The organism is Sphingobacterium sp. KH_072 (genome assembly GCF_057837975.1).
Genome location: NZ_CM174457.1, coordinates 3,326,047 through 3,343,577 on the forward strand (window position 1 = coordinate 3,326,047; position 17,531 = coordinate 3,343,577).

The 17,531-nt window shown below is 43.0% G+C and carries 15 protein-coding genes; 8 read left to right on the top strand and 7 right to left on the bottom strand.

Features of this window, described 5'->3' with window-relative positions; all coding sequences use genetic code 11:
- Window positions 1-4: 4 nt before the first annotated feature.
- The gene (locus tag AC3IRT_RS14830) at window positions 5-706 is read right to left on the bottom strand and encodes a response regulator transcription factor (protein ID WP_489393988.1); all 702 of its coding nucleotides are present in this window, start codon (window positions 704-706) and stop codon (window positions 5-7) included.
- Window positions 696-1,574, bottom strand: a complete 879-nt coding sequence (locus AC3IRT_RS14835; RefSeq protein ID WP_489393989.1) for a sensor histidine kinase — start codon at window positions 1,572-1,574, stop codon at window positions 696-698. The genes AC3IRT_RS14830 and AC3IRT_RS14835 overlap by 11 nt, the downstream gene beginning before the upstream one ends.
- Window positions 1,575-1,638: 64 nt before the next feature.
- Here AC3IRT_RS14835 and AC3IRT_RS14840 point away from each other — a divergent pair, with 64 nt between their 5' ends.
- Window positions 1,639-2,400 carry a YjjG family noncanonical pyrimidine nucleotidase gene (locus AC3IRT_RS14840; RefSeq protein ID WP_489393990.1) on the top strand — a complete coding sequence of 254 codons (762 nt, stop codon included), beginning with the start codon at window positions 1,639-1,641 and terminating at the stop codon, window positions 2,398-2,400.
- Between the two features lie 98 nt (window positions 2,401-2,498).
- Here AC3IRT_RS14840 and AC3IRT_RS14845 read toward each other — a convergent pair whose 3' ends face one another.
- The 3 genes from AC3IRT_RS14845 to AC3IRT_RS14855 all read right to left on the bottom strand — a co-directional run bounded on the left by AC3IRT_RS14845 (window position 2,499) and on the right by AC3IRT_RS14855 (window position 6,245).
- Window positions 2,499-3,320, bottom strand: coding sequence for a 3-keto-disaccharide hydrolase (locus AC3IRT_RS14845; RefSeq protein ID WP_489393991.1), 822 nt, complete (start codon window positions 3,318-3,320; stop codon window positions 2,499-2,501).
- Window positions 3,321-3,376: 56 nt separating this feature from the next.
- The gene (locus AC3IRT_RS14850; RefSeq protein WP_489393992.1) at window positions 3,377-5,878 is read right to left on the bottom strand and encodes a TonB-dependent receptor domain-containing protein; all 2,502 of its coding nucleotides are present in this window, start codon (window positions 5,876-5,878) and stop codon (window positions 3,377-3,379) included.
- Between the two features lie 85 nt (window positions 5,879-5,963).
- Window positions 5,964-6,245 (bottom strand): ATP-dependent Clp protease adaptor ClpS, encoded by a 282-nt coding sequence (locus tag AC3IRT_RS14855; protein WP_489393993.1) that lies wholly within the window; start codon window positions 6,243-6,245, stop codon window positions 5,964-5,966.
- A gap of 74 nt (window positions 6,246-6,319) precedes the next feature.
- Between AC3IRT_RS14855 and AC3IRT_RS14860 the strand changes: the two genes are divergently transcribed.
- Window positions 6,320-7,366: a 3-oxoacyl-ACP synthase III family protein gene (locus AC3IRT_RS14860; RefSeq protein WP_489393994.1), complete on the top strand. Its 1,047-nt coding sequence runs from the start codon at window positions 6,320-6,322 to the stop codon at window positions 7,364-7,366.
- A 22-nt stretch (window positions 7,367-7,388) separates the two neighbouring features.
- Here AC3IRT_RS14860 and AC3IRT_RS14865 read toward each other — a convergent pair whose 3' ends face one another.
- Together AC3IRT_RS14865 and AC3IRT_RS14870 are read right to left on the bottom strand one after the other, a co-directional pair.
- A complete protein-coding gene (locus AC3IRT_RS14865; RefSeq protein ID WP_489393995.1) occupies window positions 7,389-9,227 on the bottom strand; it encodes a TonB-dependent receptor plug domain-containing protein in 1,839 nt (612 codons plus the stop codon).
- A 1-nt stretch (window position 9,228) separates the two neighbouring features.
- Entirely contained in the window at window positions 9,229-9,597 is a 369-nt protein-coding gene (locus AC3IRT_RS14870) for a BlaI/MecI/CopY family transcriptional regulator (protein ID WP_489393996.1), read from the bottom strand.
- A 206-nt stretch (window positions 9,598-9,803) separates the two neighbouring features.
- Between AC3IRT_RS14870 and AC3IRT_RS14875 the strand changes: the two genes are divergently transcribed.
- The 6 genes from AC3IRT_RS14875 to pgl all read left to right on the top strand — a co-directional run bounded on the left by AC3IRT_RS14875 (window position 9,804) and on the right by pgl (window position 17,325).
- The gene (locus tag AC3IRT_RS14875) at window positions 9,804-11,093 is read left to right on the top strand and encodes a citrate synthase (RefSeq protein WP_489393997.1); all 1,290 of its coding nucleotides are present in this window, start codon (window positions 9,804-9,806) and stop codon (window positions 11,091-11,093) included.
- A 58-nt stretch (window positions 11,094-11,151) separates the two neighbouring features.
- Entirely contained in the window at window positions 11,152-11,829 is a 678-nt protein-coding gene (locus AC3IRT_RS14880; RefSeq protein ID WP_489393998.1) for an outer membrane beta-barrel protein, read from the top strand.
- Between the two features lie 10 nt (window positions 11,830-11,839).
- On the top strand, window positions 11,840-13,483 hold the full coding sequence (locus AC3IRT_RS14885; protein WP_489393999.1) for an NAD+ synthase: 1,644 nt from the start codon (window positions 11,840-11,842) through the stop codon (window positions 13,481-13,483).
- Window positions 13,484-13,627: 144 nt separating this feature from the next.
- Window positions 13,628-15,034 (top strand): NADP-dependent phosphogluconate dehydrogenase, encoded by a 1,407-nt coding sequence (gene gndA, locus AC3IRT_RS14890; RefSeq protein ID WP_489394000.1) that lies wholly within the window; start codon window positions 13,628-13,630, stop codon window positions 15,032-15,034.
- Between the two features lie 25 nt (window positions 15,035-15,059).
- A complete protein-coding gene (gene zwf / locus AC3IRT_RS14895) occupies window positions 15,060-16,595 on the top strand; it encodes a glucose-6-phosphate dehydrogenase (protein WP_489394001.1) in 1,536 nt (511 codons plus the stop codon).
- Entirely contained in the window at window positions 16,588-17,325 is a 738-nt protein-coding gene (pgl, locus tag AC3IRT_RS14900) for a 6-phosphogluconolactonase (protein ID WP_489394002.1), read from the top strand. The genes zwf and pgl overlap by 8 nt, the downstream gene beginning before the upstream one ends.
- Window positions 17,326-17,531 lie beyond the last annotated feature (206 nt).

Sequence of the window (17,531 nt, forward strand, 5' to 3'; positions counted from 1 at the left end):
TAGCTTACTGATCCATGAACTTGTACCCTACCCCGCGGATAGAGTGGAAGTATGTCGGGCGTTTCTGATCAGGCTCAAAGTATTTACGGAACGTCAGGATAAAATTATCAATCGTGCGGGTAGATGGATATACATCGTAATTCCAAACTGTCTCCAAAATCTGCTCTCGGGACACCGCTTCATTGCGGCGCTCGATTAACAGTTTGAGCAACATCGTTTCCTTTTTGGTCAATGATGTAATGCTGCCATCTGCATGATGCAATTCGTACGAGTTGAAATAGATCGTTTTATCGCCGATTACATACGAATTTAATTCTTTCAGGTCATCACCCTTCATCACCCGACGGATGAGATTGCCAACGCGCAAAATGAGCTCTTCGAGGTTGAATGGTTTTACCAAGTAATCGTCTGCTCCTTTTTTAAGTCCGGTAACGCGGTCTTCACTACTATTTTTAGCGGTCAAGAACATGATCGGCACCACGGTGTTTTGCAAGCGGATGGTTTCCGCCACCTGAAAACCGTCGATCTCTGGAATCATCACATCCAGAATAACCAAGTTGAATCGTTCTTCCTTGAATATTTTTAGTGCTTTTTTCCCATCGGTAGCGGTGGTTACTCGGTAACCCTCCATTTCCAGATTTAACTTGATGGCCTCTAACAAATGCTCTTCGTCTTCGACTAATAATATACGTTGCTTAACTTGCATAATTCCCAAAATTTACTTCAAAAACACTTCCATTTGGCGTATTGTCTTTCACACGGATTGCCGCTTCATGCTTATGCAATACAGATTTCACTATATATAAACCCAATCCGGTTCCTTTAGTTTTACGCGTAGCTTCGTTGCCCACACGGTAAAACTTGTTGAATATCAACTTCTTCTCCACATCCGATATCCCTTCTCCGAAATCGGCCACCTCTAATACAATACCTTCTTCTCGCTGTTCTAAAATCACATTGATATGCGCACAGGGTGGCGAATACTTAATCGCATTTTCGACCAGATTACTCACCACATTAATGATGGCAAACTTATCTGCATGAATCATCAGACCGGATTGTATGTTGGACACGATGGCCTGTTGCGACTTACAAGCATTCTTCTGCAAGCGATCTACCACATTATTCACAATCTCGCTCAGTTCGAAGTTTTCTTTTGGAAAACTAAACGTTCTACTTTCTAGCTTAGTGGCCAAGAGCACATTTTCTACCAAATAATCGAGCCGTTCAATATCCTTCAAAGAGTTACCCAAAAACATTTGCTGCTGCTCACGATCCAGATCGCGTTTCAGAATGGTCTGCAAATATAGCTTTACAGAAGCCAGCGGCGATTTCAGTTCATGCGTAACAGACAATAGAAAATTTTGCTGCTGCTGATGGTAATTCCGTTCGCGTTGTAAGTGGCTTTTGAGACGGATGACAGCCATAATAAAGATAGCCAGAAAGATCATTCCCTCTCCGATAATCATCCCCATACGCTCCGGCACATATTTGATAAAAATATAGCCCCAGCTAATCAGCTGACACAATGCATAAAAGGCTAGTACATACAGCCAAAAAAGAGCTCTCTTCATCTTTACAATTGAACTAGTACAAAAATACTTAAATAAGCGATCATAAGAAAATTACCCACACTTTATGACAAAAAGAACAGATAGCAATTTAGCTCATTTTCGCCGACTGGTGTATATTTGTAGCATGTTTACCAACAAAAAAGACATCTTTTTCGATCTGGATCACACCATTTGGGACTTTGACCGCAACGCGACCGAGACATTGCAAGACTTGTATGTGAAGTACAAGTTTGAAGAATTGGTCGGTCATGCTGCACCAGACAACTTTATTACGGCATACACGAGCAACAACCACCGACTATGGGGATTGTACCATCATAATAAAATCGATAAACCAACGCTACGCAGACTGCGATTCGAAGATACATTTACCGAATTGGGTATAGATCCAAATCTATTTCCTTGGGATTTTGAGGAAGAATATTTGGCCGTATGCCCCAATAAAACGCACTTGTTTCCCAATGCGCATGAAACGCTCCGTTATTTGAAGGAGCGCTATACTTTGCATTTGATTTCTAACGGTTTTCAGGATGCGTGCGAACGCAAGCTGGCCGGTAATCAATTATCTACGTACTTCAAAACGATCACGATTTCCGAGATTGTCGGTATTAATAAACCCGATAGCCGGATCTTCCAACATGCGTTGCAAGAGGGAAAAGCAGATCGAGATACTTCTATCATGATTGGCGACAACCTGGATGCCGATGTACGAGGCGCACAAAATTTCGGCATGGATGCCATCTATTTCAATCCGCTAGCCGCAACAGTGCCAAGCGACATCAATTATAGCATCTCGGATCTAAAAGAATTACAGGAGCTTTTTTAATAACCGCAATAGCATGTCAGCGCAGGCATCTTCGGCGCAAAAAAAAAGCTCCTTCATATTAGCATGAAGGAGCTTTTCAGTTTTATTATTTTTGGATACTACAACACTTTAACGGTGATGTTTCTCATCCATACTTTATCGCCGTGATCTTGAAAACCAACCACGCCAGATTTAGATTTACCACCTACGTTATTCAATAAGTGGAACGCCAAAGGCCATTTAGCTTCGCTAAATTTACTAGCCTGCAACATCTGCGTCCATTCTGGCGTCCACAAAGCATATTCTACTACTTTCTCATCATTTTGGTAGTGAGTTACTTTTCCTTTGTTTACCACGATTTTTGCTCTATTCCACTGCTCAAATGGAAAACCATTTTGTGGTTTAGCAGGAATCATATCGTATAATGAACCCGATTTTCTGTTACCATCTACGCCCATTTTAGCATCTGGGTGATTCTCATTGTCCAACAATTGATATTCTGGAGACGAGATGTAGATTGGCTGTCCTTTTACTTCTTTTGCTAAGAAGAAGGCACCAGAGTTACCTGATTTTGCCACTTTCCATTCAAACTCGAATTCAAAATTTTTCAAGTCTGATGCAAAGATGATATCTCCACCTTCTGGGTTTTGCACACCATCTGGTTTTGGATTGAAATGTAGCGTACCATTATCTATCGTCCATTTGCTAGGTACGTGATCTTTTGCATAACCACGCCATCCTTCTAATGATGTACCATCAAAAATTACATGTGCTCCTGCGGAGTTTTTCTTGAATGACTTAACATTTACCATCGGCAAATCTAGCACCTCATGCTCCGGCACATTTGCCTCGTTTGTCATTCCTTTTTTGGATGAACATGCCGAATGTGACATCATCATAACTACGGCTCCCAATACACCGAAAATCTTGCTCTTATTCATAGATTTATAAAATTTTATTTAAAGTAAGTAAAGCATTCCACAAAAGGAAATTTAACTTAAAACTCTCCGCCTCCCATTTCTTCAGGAGCCGTACCATTGCGCTTATCGTCACGCTTGAAAAGATCCTGAACACCAAAACGATACGTAAATGTCAGCGTCAGCATCCGACGGTTCCAGCGGTTGGCCGTAGCGATATAGCGATCGGGCAGAAAGCTTTCCATCTCAAATCTTCTGGAATTGAATACGTCGCGAACATTAAACAAAATACTGCCTTTGTTGCGCAATACATCTTTTTTCAAGGCCATATCTACGCCCCACATTTCGTTCATACGTCCTTGTGGGCGTTCGCGTCCACTGCGGTAATCGCCACGCATTTGTAGAGAGAAGGTCGGCATAATCTTCACATTGGTCATCAAATTACCATCCCAGTTGATCGTATTTACACGATTCAAGCCTACGCCTTCAATGTCTGGCCTGATGCGATTATTAAAAATATTGGCATTAGCAGTGACATCCCACCATGGTGCCAGATCTACTTTGGAGATCAACTCCAAACCAGCATCATCAGATCGTCCAACGTTTTCCCATACAAAATAAGAAGCGTTCTGAAATTCCTGTGGAAGATCTATTTCCGAAGGATCACGTTGCAAAGGATTAATCATATCGCTGGTACGGCGGTAGAACAACGAACTGACAAAATTCCAGCGATTGTACGATTTAGAGTAAGCGACTTCAGCCGCATGTATATCTTCTGGTCTTAGATTTGGATTACCTTGGCGCAGATTAGACTCGTCCGACGCATTAAGAAATGGATTGACCTGCCAACCATTTGGACGGCGAATACGACGTGAATAACTCATCTGAATCTTATCGCCTTGATTGCCTACTTCGTAGGTCAAATAGGCACTCGGAAAAAGTCGGAAGAAATCAAATCCGCCATTGGTAGCCGGTCCTGTTCTCGGTTCTGCCGCTTCAGATTCAACGGCATAATACGTGGAGGTTAATCTCATCTGCTCACCACGAAGACCAAACTGTGCTCCCAATTTAGAAGTGAGCATACGCTGATAATTAGCGTAGACAGCATGCACTTCATTTTTCAGGTCAAACTCATTACTAAATAGGCCGTCTAGATTTAAGTTGCCTGTATTCGTACGATCTACGAATGAATATTGCGAATCTTCCGACGTACGGATAATAGAGCGGTATCCCGCTTCAAACTTATGGTTTTCACCCAATGGCAATATATAATCTATTTGCGCATTATAGTTTTTTCCCATTTCCGTTGTCAAGTTCTGGCGAACAATATCCAGACGAGTTCCGGCGAAAATTTCATTAAAATCGTTCGTGCCATCTTCGGTACTGTAACCATAGGAAGCGTTAGCAGTGATTTCCTCTCCCGGACGACCTAAAACCTGACGGAAGTCAAACTGTAAATCAAAACCCAGATCATCTTCATATTGCTGCGACACACGACTTCCTGTCGGACCATTTTCTGGAATATTATTGTATTGATACATCAGTTCCTGCCTACGATTATTATCGCGCAAGCTTAAGTTTCCAGCCAGACTAAACGTTGTCTTGTCCGTCATGAAATAATCACTCCCCAAACGTATTGTGTGATTTAGCCCTGTTCGTCGGGAGTCATTTTCGGAATAAATGCGACGTGGCGCGTCCAACTCACCGGTGCTATCCCGATAGATAATATTCTCATTAAATCCGTCGCCACGATTAACACGACGATTGAAATTGTAACTACCAAAATGATTGAACTTACTATCTCGATAATTCAAGGTTGCGCTCCCCATGGCATTACCAAAAGATCCACCGGTCGCGTTTATCGATCCATTAAAACCTATACGTGCATTCTTTTTTAATACGATATTGATAATACCTGATTGGCCTTCTGCATCATATTTAGAAGATGGATTGGTCATAATCTCGACCTTGTCGATGACTTCTGCCGGAAGACTTTGTAATAATGCTGCAATATCTGATCCGGCCATAGCCGATTCCTTGCCATCTATGAGAATACGAACATTCGACGATCCGCGCAAGCTTACCGTGCCATCCTGATCAACTTGCAAGGTAGGTACATTTGCTAGTAATTCGCTGGCTGTACCACCTGCACTCACTAAGGATTGAGAGACATCAAAAATCTTACGGTCGATACCGATTTTCATATCTGGCGTTCTGCCCTGCACGGTAACTTCCGAAATGACTTTGCTCTCGGTATGTAAAAAAACAGTATCTATTTTGAGTTGTTGACCTGCGGTCAATGAAACATTCTCTTGCAAATAATCATCGAATCCTACATTGGAAATGCGCAAGGCAAAAGTCGAGGCATCTAAATTGTCAATAGAAAATTGGCCATTTTGCTGACTTTGAGCACCACGTAAGTACGCTTTCGTTGTTTGGGTAAGGATATTGACACTAGCACCAGCGATGGGCGCCTTAGTTTCAGCATCCACCACGATACCGCGGATTTGAGCTTTTTGCTGCGCTTGTAATAAGACCGGTAGTAGGAATAAAACGACGCTGATATTTCGGATTAAGAGCATATTCAATAAGTTTCGAATAGCAAAAGTGGGCATTTGCGGTCGTAACTGGGCGCACGTAACCGCATTATTACCTTGCTATAAGCTCTTATTCCACGCTGACAGTAAGTCCTTCTGATTTAAGAATCTTACGATATATTTCCATTTCGGTGTAGGAACCTTCGAGGATGGGGCACTTGCCTTCCGTATGAACTTTAAAAGCGATACGCGAAGCTTCGCCTTCGGAGTATTGAAGATGATGCATCATGCAGTGGATAACATGATCGAAGGTGTTAAAATCGTCGTTCCATAAGATCAAACGATGTCCATCCTTTGCTGCTGCCAGAATTTCTTCCAGCGTAAATGTCTCTGTAGCGGTCTCCGTACCCATGTTCGCAAAAATAAGGTATTTTTAGAAATTTCTCTACTTTTGTCGGGATTTCATTGTAATCGGAAAAATAAAGAATGTTTCAGTCAAAGATAGCCGGCATAGGACATTACGTGCCAAAAAACGTATATACAAATAACGATCTGACCCAATTTATGGACACCAGTGATGCTTGGATACAGGAGCGCACGGGTATTCAGGAACGTCGGTATGCGGATCGGATCGGCGAAACCACCACCTCAATGGGCGTTGAAGCGAGTAAAATTGCTTTGGAGCGCGCTGGTATTACGGCGGCAGAAGTAGACTTTATCATCTTTGCCACGCTTTCGCCAGATTATTATTTCCCAGGCTGTGGAGTACTTTTACAGCGGGATATGGGCATGGGCGAGATTGGCGCATTGGATATCCGCAACCAATGTTCGGGTTTTGTGTATGCACTTTCGATTGCTGATCAGTTTATCAAAACCGGCATGTACAAGAATATTCTTGTCGTCGGCTCAGAGAAGCAATCTTTTGCCATGGATTTTGATACGCGAAGCAGACATGTATCCGTGATCTTTGGTGATGGCGCTGGTGCTGTCGTGATGCAGCCAACCACCGAAGCTGGAAAAGGCGTATTAAGTACGCATTTGCATTCGGACGGTGCTGAAGCAGAAAAACTAGCGATGTACTATCCCGGCGCTGCTGCTGGCTTTGGATTGGAAAATCCTCCTCAATGGCCCGATCAAGAATTGGGCGGCATGCTGATGACACCGCAAATGCTGGAAGATGGTACGGCGTATCCTAACATGGATGGCCAAGCGGTATTTAAAAAAGCCGTGGTAAAGTTTCCTGAGGTAATTCACGAGGCCTTAGCAAAAAACAATCTACAGGCTTCCGATATCGATCTATTAATACCACATCAGGCAAACCTTCGTATCTCGCAATATGTGCAAAAGACACTCGGTTTGCCTGATGAGAAAATCTACAGCAACATCCAACGTTATGGCAATACAACGGCCGCCTCTATACCAATCGCGTTGTCCGAAGCGTGGCAAGAAGGATTGATCAAAGAGGGCGATCTGGTATGCTTTGCAGCCTTTGGAGCTGGGTTTACGTGGGGATCGGCGTTGATCCGTTGGTAGTAGATGTAATGGTATTTTAGGGTTATTTTTTGTTTTTAGATTTCGATACTGCAGCTTTGGTGGTTATTTCAATAACGCCATTTTTACCGGCGTCACCATATTTCTCTTTAGCGTTCTCATCTTTCCATATTTGCATAGCCTCCATTGCATTGGGATCAAGCGTCTTGACATCAAAGCCATCCTTTTGAATAACTCCGTCAATTACAACGAGGGGATTTTCACTTAATGCTGTCTTGCTCTTGACAACGCGCACTATTGCATCAGATGGACTTGTGACCTTCTTTTCGACAACATTTGCCTCGTCGATCAGCTTCTTTGTCGTGATGAACATAACGCCATTTTTAGCTTTTTCACCATAGATAGCCTGCGCACTATTATCTTTAAGAACACTAATACTTTCGATACTATTAGGATCGACACCGTCCATATCAGATTCCTTGATTACAACACCATCTAGCACGTACAATGGCTTTGGTTCATTTCCACTCGATACTTTTACTATTTTGGTGATCGTGCTATCTTTTTGAAATGTACCGCTGCCCGTTACCTTTTTAGTGGTTGAAGGACCGTCTTTAGTTGTTATCAATACAACACCATTTTTTCCTTTTTCTCCGTAAGGTTCGATTGAGGGACTGTTTTTCAAAACATCCATTCGTTCAATATCATTTGGGCTTAAATTTTTAAAATCCTTTGGGAGCATTACTATGCCATCCACCACATACAGTGGATCGCCGTCCTGTTTCCGGATCGATATTCCCGAGTCAGCTCCCTTTGATGTATCGTCTTTCACGATCACCACAGTCGTATCAGCATACTCTGCCTCAATTTTCTTTAACCCCTTGGCTCTCGGATCTACCGTTTCAACCATAGCAAACTTTTCTCCCCCAAGAATATCATCCAAGCATAGAGCGCCAGTATCTGTTAGCGGTGCGTCATGCTTTAAAAAATCATTGCTTAGCACACTAATTTTCCCCTTTTCTACCGCATTATAGATATTGGCTTCCACGCGGTTTACCGTGAATGCAGCTGATGCGAGTACCAGAACGGGAATCAGCATCGCATATTTACTCAACTCCAATTTGGAGGAACGCTTTTTGTTCATCATCATAATTCTTTGTTTTAACATTTTAAAATTGAACTTATTTGTGATCGGGGTAGCTAATCCCGTTCTGTTAACATGCAATAGATTGTATTGGTACGCTTGGCGATCTATACCTAGATTCAGCACTTGTTGATCCGTCAAGAACTCTAAATTCTGATGTACGGCCCTGCGCAGTAGGAAAACTACTGGATTGTACCAGCAGCAGATATATACCAATTCTGTCAAGAGTACATCCAGCGAATGCAAACCATTAGTATGCACCAACTCGTGCTTGAAAATATGGGTGAGCTCCTGCTCATCGTGCTGCTTGCGGTACAAGTATATCTGCCGAAGAAAAGAAAAAGGCGCGACCGGGAAGCGAACATTCCGGTAAGCAAGGTTGTGCCATAAGGCCGACGAAGAATTCCAATGGACGCGCAACACGCTAGCTGACTGAATCAGCAGACGCAAAAAGAAAATGGTAGCACCTACTGCTACTGCAGCAAGCAACACATTATTGATGCTATAGAGATTGTCGGGAGCTGGTGTAGACACAAAATCCGGCATAAAATCCACCAATTCACCAATAGGTTCTACATGGCGCGTAAACCAGCTCTTTACATCCAGAAATGGATAGACGAAACTAAATGACATGCCCACCAAGAAATAACCACGATTGAGATTATAAAAAGTAAGTCCTTTCAGCAACAACACATAACCGAGGTACACGATGCTCAACAACACATTGACCTGCAGAATATAGATTAATAGATTTTCCATGTTATGCCGTTTTATTGTTTTTGATCATGTCTAGGATTTCCTCTAATTCTGCGGATGATAAGCGCTCCTCTTTAATGAAAAAAGACACCATATCTTTATACGAATTGTGGAAGTAGTCGCCCACAAAACCATTCATAAACTTTCCTTTATATTCTTGCGCAGAAATGACCGGTTCGTAGCGCTTGGCATTACCTGCTTTTACTGCTTGCACATATCCTTTTTTCTCTAAATTACGAACGGTAGAGGCCAATGTGGTGTAGGGCATCTCTTCGGTAGACTGCAAATTGGCTAGGATATCTCGGATAAATCCACCTTCGGTTTCCCATATAGCACGCATTGCTTCTTCTTCTTGTATCGTCAGTTTTTCCATATCTGTATCAATCGATTACACAATGTTACGAAAAGTTCGTAGAAACAAAAAACTTTTTACGAAAAAATCGTAGATAAAGTTTTTTTCGCTTTTCACGAAGTTTGTGTACCTCATCATAAATGACGATTTCATGTTAATTTAATGCTTATCGACAGCCGAACTGTTTTTGATTTTTTATACATTTGTAGAAATCGAGTCAGAAAATTATGTCAGATAATAAAGCTTCAATAAACTTAAATGGGCAAACCTACGATCTTCCTGTAATCGTTGGAACCGAGAATGAGAAAGCAATAGATATCTCCAAACTGCGAGATCAGTCCGAATTCATCACTTTAGATCCAGGTTATAAAAACACGGGAGCTACCAAAAGTGCGATCACGTATTTAGATGGTGAGAACGGGATATTACATTACCGTGGTTATCCTATCGAGCAATTAGCGGAAAAATGTTTATTCCTAGAAGTTGCCTATTTATTAATCTATGGTGAGCTGCCAACGAAACAAGAGCTGGAAAGCTTCCGTTCGGAGATTAAAGAGCAAACGTTGATACACGAAGACATGAAGAATTTCTTCGCAGGTTTCCCTTCGCAATCTCACCCAATGGGGCAACTATCTTGTCTTGTAGGTGCACTGTCTGCATTTTATCCAGAGTCTTTAAATCCAAATGCTACGAAAGAGGAAGATAATAAAACTATTATCAACCTACTGGCCAAAATGCCTACGATCGTTTCTTGGATTCACAAAAAATCAATTGGACACCCAATTGTATACCCTAAGAAGAACTTAAACTATGTCGAGAATTTCATGAACATGCTTTTCTCTGACGTTACGGCAGAAAGCTCTTTTGATCCTGCGATCATCAGCGCTATGCAAAAACTTCTTATTCTACACGCCGATCACGAGCAAAACTGTTCGACATCTACGGTGCGTATGGTAGGATCTTCTAATGCCAACTTGTATGCATCTATTGCTTCTGGAATCAATGCCCTTTGGGGTCCATTGCACGGTGGCGCTAACCAAGCGGTAATCGAGATGCTAGAAGCCATCAAAGAAGATGGTGGTGATGCGGACAAGTATTTGGCAAAAGCCAAAGACAAAAACGATCCTTTCCGTTTGATGGGCTTTGGACACCGCGTGTACAAAAACTTTGATCCAAGGGCTAAGATCATCAAGAAAGCCTGTGATGATATTTTAGAGAAATTGGGTATTGACGATCCAGTTTTGGATATCGCGATCCGTTTGGAAGAAGCTGCTCTAAACGATCAGTACTTCATAGATCGTAAATTATATCCAAACGTTGATTTTTATTCGGGTATCATCTACCGTGCGTTGAACTTCAAACCGGAAATGTTTACGGTATTGTTCGCGTTAGGTCGCCTACCGGGATGGATCGCACAATGGAAAGAAATGCGAGAAAATAAAGAGCCAATTGGCCGCCCAAGACAAGTATATACCGGCGAAACAAAAAGAGACGTCGTAGACATTGAAAAACGATAAATCGATATAAAAAGAAGAAAAGCACCTCGATAGGTGCTTTTCTTTTAAACACTAACTCATGTTGAAACTACCTCATTCCCTATTCCGTAAAACTCTGTTAACCGCAGCTATTGCGATCGCATTTATCAGCGTGTCATTAACCGCACAAGCACAATATGGAGGATATCCTTATGAACGCAATATGCGTCTTGGATTAGTCATCAACCCCAACATCAGTTGGTTCAATTTTGACAATGCACAATATAGTGGCAATCCTGGATACCGATTTGGGTATGGCTTGTTAGCAGATTTCGGCTTTTCCCGAAATTACTATTTCTCCACGGGATTGATCATCAATGACCTGAGAGCAGAACAAGTACAGCTACGCGAAGGCACTGCTCCTTCTACCATAAACAACTCGATCCGATTAAAGTACGCAGAGGTGCCGCTCACGATTAAGCTAAAAACCGATGAAAAAGATTTTGGCCGCATCTACGGGCAATTTGGTGTGACGGCCGGTGTACGTGTCTCAGCTAGACAAAAGGCAGATTTACTTGGTGCGGATCATGAATCTCTTTCTGGCACTGATTTAGTACGGTTGGGGTTGCAGATCGGTACCGGAGTGGAATGGAATTTAGGAGGAAACCTTGGCTTGTTGACAGGTGCTTCATACAATAACGGTTTTACGCGCGCTATGCGCAACGGCGGAGAACCTAAAATTTCCTACGTAGCGCTCCAAATCGGTCTATTATTTTAACATTCTACACATGAAAATAGCTTTAGCTCAACTCAATTATCATATAGGAGATTTTGAAACGGATACTGCAAAGATTATAGAAGCCATCCACAAAGCTAAAAAGCAGGGAAACGAACTCATCATTTTTTCAGAATTGGCGATTGGCGGTTATCCTGCTAAAGATTTGCTGCGCAATAAGGCTTATTTAAATGCTTGTGAGAAAGCATTGCATGAAATTGCAAGTGCTTGTTGCGACATTGCCTGTATCATCGGTGCCCCGATCCGCAACAATCATTCGGAAGGTAAGCACTTGTTTAATGCGGCACTAGTTATTGAGCAAGGGGAGATAAAGCATACCGTCAAGAAAACCTATTTGCCGGATTATGATGTGTTTGATGAATATCGTTATTTCGAGCCGAACAAAGAGGTGCACTGTGTCATCGTGGGTGATACAAAAATTGCCCTGACGATTTGTGAAGATTTGTGGGACAATGGTGTGGACAACACCTACATGGGCGACATCATTCAGGATCTAGCGGTAGAAAAACCAGATTTAATCATCAATATTGCTGCCTCTCCTTTTTCGTATACGCATCACCAAACGCGTTTAGATATTATGCGACGCGCCGTGTTGCGAATGCATGCGCCGCTGATCTACCTGAATCAGTTGGGAGCACATGCGGATATTATCTTCGACGGGCGATCATTCGCGTTGGATAGCAATGGCGATGTTGTCACGGTGTTATCAGCTTTCGAAGAAGATTTTGCTGAACTGAATTTGGAAAAGGGTGAATTTCAGCAAAAAGAACACCGAGAAGTATATCTTCCGGGATCAGAAATTGCGCAAATCCATGCTGCGCTCGTCTTTGGTCTTAAAGAGTATTTTACTAAATCTGGATTCAAAAAAGCGGTGCTAGGATTATCTGGAGGATTGGACTCGGCGATCGTTGCCGCCTTGGCTTGCGAAGCACTGGGTGCAGACAACGTATTGGCGATTTTACTCCCATCCAAATATTCGTCGGATCATTCATTAAAAGACGCATTGGATTTGGTATCCAATACTGGTTGCAATCATCAGATTGTGCCCATTCACAGCATGGTAGATGCTTACGACGAAACGTTGAGTGATCTTTTCAGCGGCTTGCAGCCTGATATTACCGAAGAAAATATACAAGCGCGCATTCGTGCAACCATATTGATGGCAACAGCCAATAAATTTGGACATATATTGCTTAATACGTCCAATAAAAGTGAAGCATCGGTAGGTTATGGCACCTTGTATGGAGATATGGCAGGCGCTATTAGTGTGATCGGTGATGTGTACAAATCCCAAGCGTACCAACTGGCTGAGTACATCAATCGTCATCACGAGATTATCCCTACAAATACAATTGTAAAACCGCCTTCGGCGGAATTAAGACCGGATCAAAAGGACTCTGACTCCCTACCCGATTATGAATTATTGGATAGCATCCTCTATCAATTGATTGAGCAGGAGAAATCCGGCCAAGAAATAGTGCAATTAGGATTTGACGAAGCGTTGGTGTTGCGCGTTCAAAATATGCTTAACAGAGCAGAATTTAAACGCTTCCAAGCACCGCCAATCTTAAGGATAAGTCCGAAAGCATTTGGTGCAGGTCGTGCCATTCCTTTGGTCGCTAAATATCCAAGTTAATCGAGCGTCATTTCAACAGATTAACCAACTGTTATTTAGGAAAAATTTTATCTTTGAATCACGTTTGATTTTGTGCGAGCCTGATAGGTCTTTTGTGCACAAAATGACAAACATTATATCCTCATCAAAAACAGAGTTTAGTTTATGGAATCATACGATTTTGGTATAGTAGGACTTGGCGTAATGGGCAGAAACCTATTACTGAACATGGCCGATCATTCTTTTGCTGTGGCTGGATTAGACCTAGACACAGAGAAGGCTGCTTCGCTACAGGCAGAAGCAGCAGCAAATCATCAAATCAAAGCGACTACTGATGTAGCTACTTTTGTAGACGCGATACGCAAACCTCGCGCCATCATGTTGTTAGTTCCTGCGGGCAAGCCGGTAGATAGCGCCATTGAAAGTTTGCTTCCACATTTGGAAGAAGGCGACATCTTGGTCGACGGCGGAAATTCGTATTTTCCAGATACTGAAAGACGATATACCTACCTTTCTGAGAAGAATATTCACTTTTTCGGAATGGGAATCTCCGGTGGAGAAAAAGGTGCTCGATTCGGCCCAAGCATGATGCCCGGTGGCGACGAAGTCGCTTACGAACGCTTGCGCCCGATATTTGAAGCGATCTCTGCCAAAGTCAATGGCGATCCTTGCGTAGCATACTTAGGTAGCGGCTCTGCCGGTAACTATGTAAAAATGGTGCACAATGGTATCGAATACGGTATTATGCAACTGCTAGCAGAAGTGTACGACTTAATGAAACGTGGTGCAGGCATCGCGGACGATAAGATCCAACAGACATTTGCACAATGGAACGAAACTGAATTGCAATCTTTTTTGGTGGAAATCACCGGCGAGATCCTTAAACAACAAGACGAAGACGGCACACCATTGATTCATGCCATCTCCGACTGGGCTAAATCCAAAGGAACGGGGAAATGGACTTCTCAAAATGCGATGGATCTGCAAGTACCCGTACCAGTAATCGATGCCGCCGTCAATATGCGCGACATCTCCAAATACAAGCCGGAGCGTATCGAAGCTGCAAAACAGCTAATTTGGAACGCAACTTCCTCATCTGACATAGCAGAAGATCAACTATTAAAACAGCTGAAAGATGCATTTCACGCTGCCATGCTTATCACATACGCACAAGGATTAGCACAGCTGACGGTCGCATCCGACACTTACAAATACGGGTTAGAACTAGAGACGGTGACAAAAATATGGCGCGGCGGATGTATCATTCGTGCAGCGGCATTAGAAGATTTCAGACAAGCTTATCATCGTAATCCAGACTTGCGCAACATCCTATTGGATGCGCAAATCGGACAACAATTATTGGGCTTACAAGAAAATTTCCGAGCAGTGATTAACTTCGCGGTATCGAAAGGTATTCCGGCAGCAGGATTAATGAATGCGTTGGTGTACTTTGATGCTTACCGTTCGGCTAATTTGCCAACAAACTTGATACAAGCGCAACGTGATTATTTTGGAGCGCATACCTACGAGCGTATTGATCGCGAAGGTATCTTCCATACACAATGGGGCTAACACCGAGTGTTATATTTGTCTACACATGAAAACAAGTAAGAAAGCGAGACCAGCGATTATCGTCATCTTTGGAGGAACCGGCGATCTGGCAAAGCGGAAATTAATTCCCGCCTTTTATAATCTTTTTCTGGACGATTGGATGCCAGAAAAATTTGCCATCATCGGGCTGGGAAGAACTGCACTCGACAATGATGCCTATCGCGACCATTTAAAGGAAGGTTTGACTGAGTTTTCGCGAACGGGAGCTCCCGAAGCGGATAAATGGGCGGTTTTCAATCCGCAGGTGAGCTACTTCCAGTCGAATATTGAAACACCAGAATCCTATCAAGAGCTAGCAGCTCAGTTAGATGCGCTAGATGCCGAATGGGGCGAGCGGGCAAATCGTTTATTCTATCTATCGGTCGCACCACGTTTCATTGGCGTGGCCACTTCAAACATCAATGCTTCTGGACTGGCAAGCATGCCAGAGCAAGATCGTATCGTAATCGAAAAACCATTTGGTTACAATAAAAAGACAGCAGTAGAATTGAACCAATTGCTGACCCAAACTTTCCAAGAGCATCAAATCTACCGGATCGATCATTATCTCGGAAAAGAAACCGTTCAGAATATCCTCGCTTTCCGCTTTGGCAACGCGCTATTTGAACCACTTTGGAACCGTAATTACATTGACTCCGTACAGATCACGGTAGCGGAGCAGGTTGGTGTTGAAAATCGGGGCGAATATTACGAAGGTGCGGGAGCGCTACGTGATATGATCCAAAATCACTTGTTGCAAATTCTGTGTATGGTGGCGATGGAAGCTCCAGCTTCATTCAAAGCCGAAGAAATTCGCAACCGCAAAGTAGATGTGTTGCGTTCAATCCGACGTATCAAGCCCGAAGAAGTAAGTCGATATGCAGTGCGTGGCCAATATCACGAAGGTTGGCTACAAGGCAAAAAAGTGCCCGGCTATCGCGAAGAATCCGGTGTAAACCCAAAATCTAATACAGAAACGTACGCCGCTATCAAGTTTTATCTCGACAATTGGCGCTGGCAAGGCGTGCCATTTTACCTGCGAACTGGTAAACGCATGCAGGAAAAACATTCATCGATCACGATTCAATTCAAACCAGTACCGCACTCCACTTTTTCGAATGGTGAGGCAGCGGAAAACCTGATGCCAAATCGCTTAACGATCAATATCCAACCACAGATGGATATTCGTTTGCGCTTTATGACCAAGAAGCCTGGCTTGAGCATGAGTTTGAATCCGTCGGAAATGATTTTCGATTACGACACGTGCTCTACACAATCTCCGGAAGCGTACGAAACGCTGCTATTAGATGCATTAAACGGTGATGCGACGCTATTTATGCGCTCGGATCAAGTGGATGAAGCATGGGATGTGATTACGCCAATACAGGAAGCGTGGGAAAGTCGCGATTCACTGGATTTCCCAAATTATGCTTCAGGCACTTGGGGACCAGAAACGGCAGAAGTACTTGTCGCTCAACAAGGACATGTATGGGCCGTAAATGCTTTGCATAAAACAAAATCTAAAGAAGAAAACTGTGATTAAAATATACGCACAACCATCCGAGATTCATCCTGCTGCTGCCGATCTTTTTGTGGCGGCGGCCAAACAGGCCATCGCAGAAAAAGGAAGCTTTAGCGTGGCATTGACTGGCGGATCTTCGCCCGTGGAACTGTACAAGCTACTAACAACACCCGCTTACGTCGATCAACTTGACTGGACAAAAGTATTTGTTTTCTGGGGCGATGAGCGCTGGGTACCATTATCGGATTCGTTGAGCAATGCCAAGATGGCATTCGAAACATTATTAAAACAAGTTCCCTTACCAGAAGACCAGATTTTTCCGATGTACGATGTAGATCGTTCGCCAGAGGAATTTGCGGTCGTGTACGAACAACAGCTAAAGCAGGTATTGGGCGCGGAAGGACAATTCGATTTGATTCTGCTTGGCATGGGAGATGACGGACATACGGCTTCCCTATTTCCGCATACCGAAGTATTGCACGAAAAGACAAAATGGGTTGATGCCTATTATCTCGCACCGCAGCAGATGCATCGCATTACGCTGACTGCTCCATTGATAAACAAGGCAAAACAAATCGTGGTTATCACTTTTGGGGAGAAGAAAGCACATGCCTTATATGAAGTATTGGAAGGCGCACGCAACTCAGAAGAATATCCTTCTCAATTGCTAAATCCGACTACGGGAGATTTGCTATTTTTAGTTGATCAGACAGCAGCCTCACAGCTATCTAATTCGAAAATAACTGGCTAGCTCTTTTCTTAAGCATTGATCATCTAAAAAGCCTAACAAACTATTTACTGTTAGGCTTTTTAGATGATCATGTATTAGGAAAGCATCCCCACCTCTCTGAGATGGGGATTAAACGATGTGAAGCATCCTCGTTCACTACCAATTATTTAAGGCATCATTATTAAACCTTTTGTACTGTAATTTGTCAAATAGCTCAGATAGACACT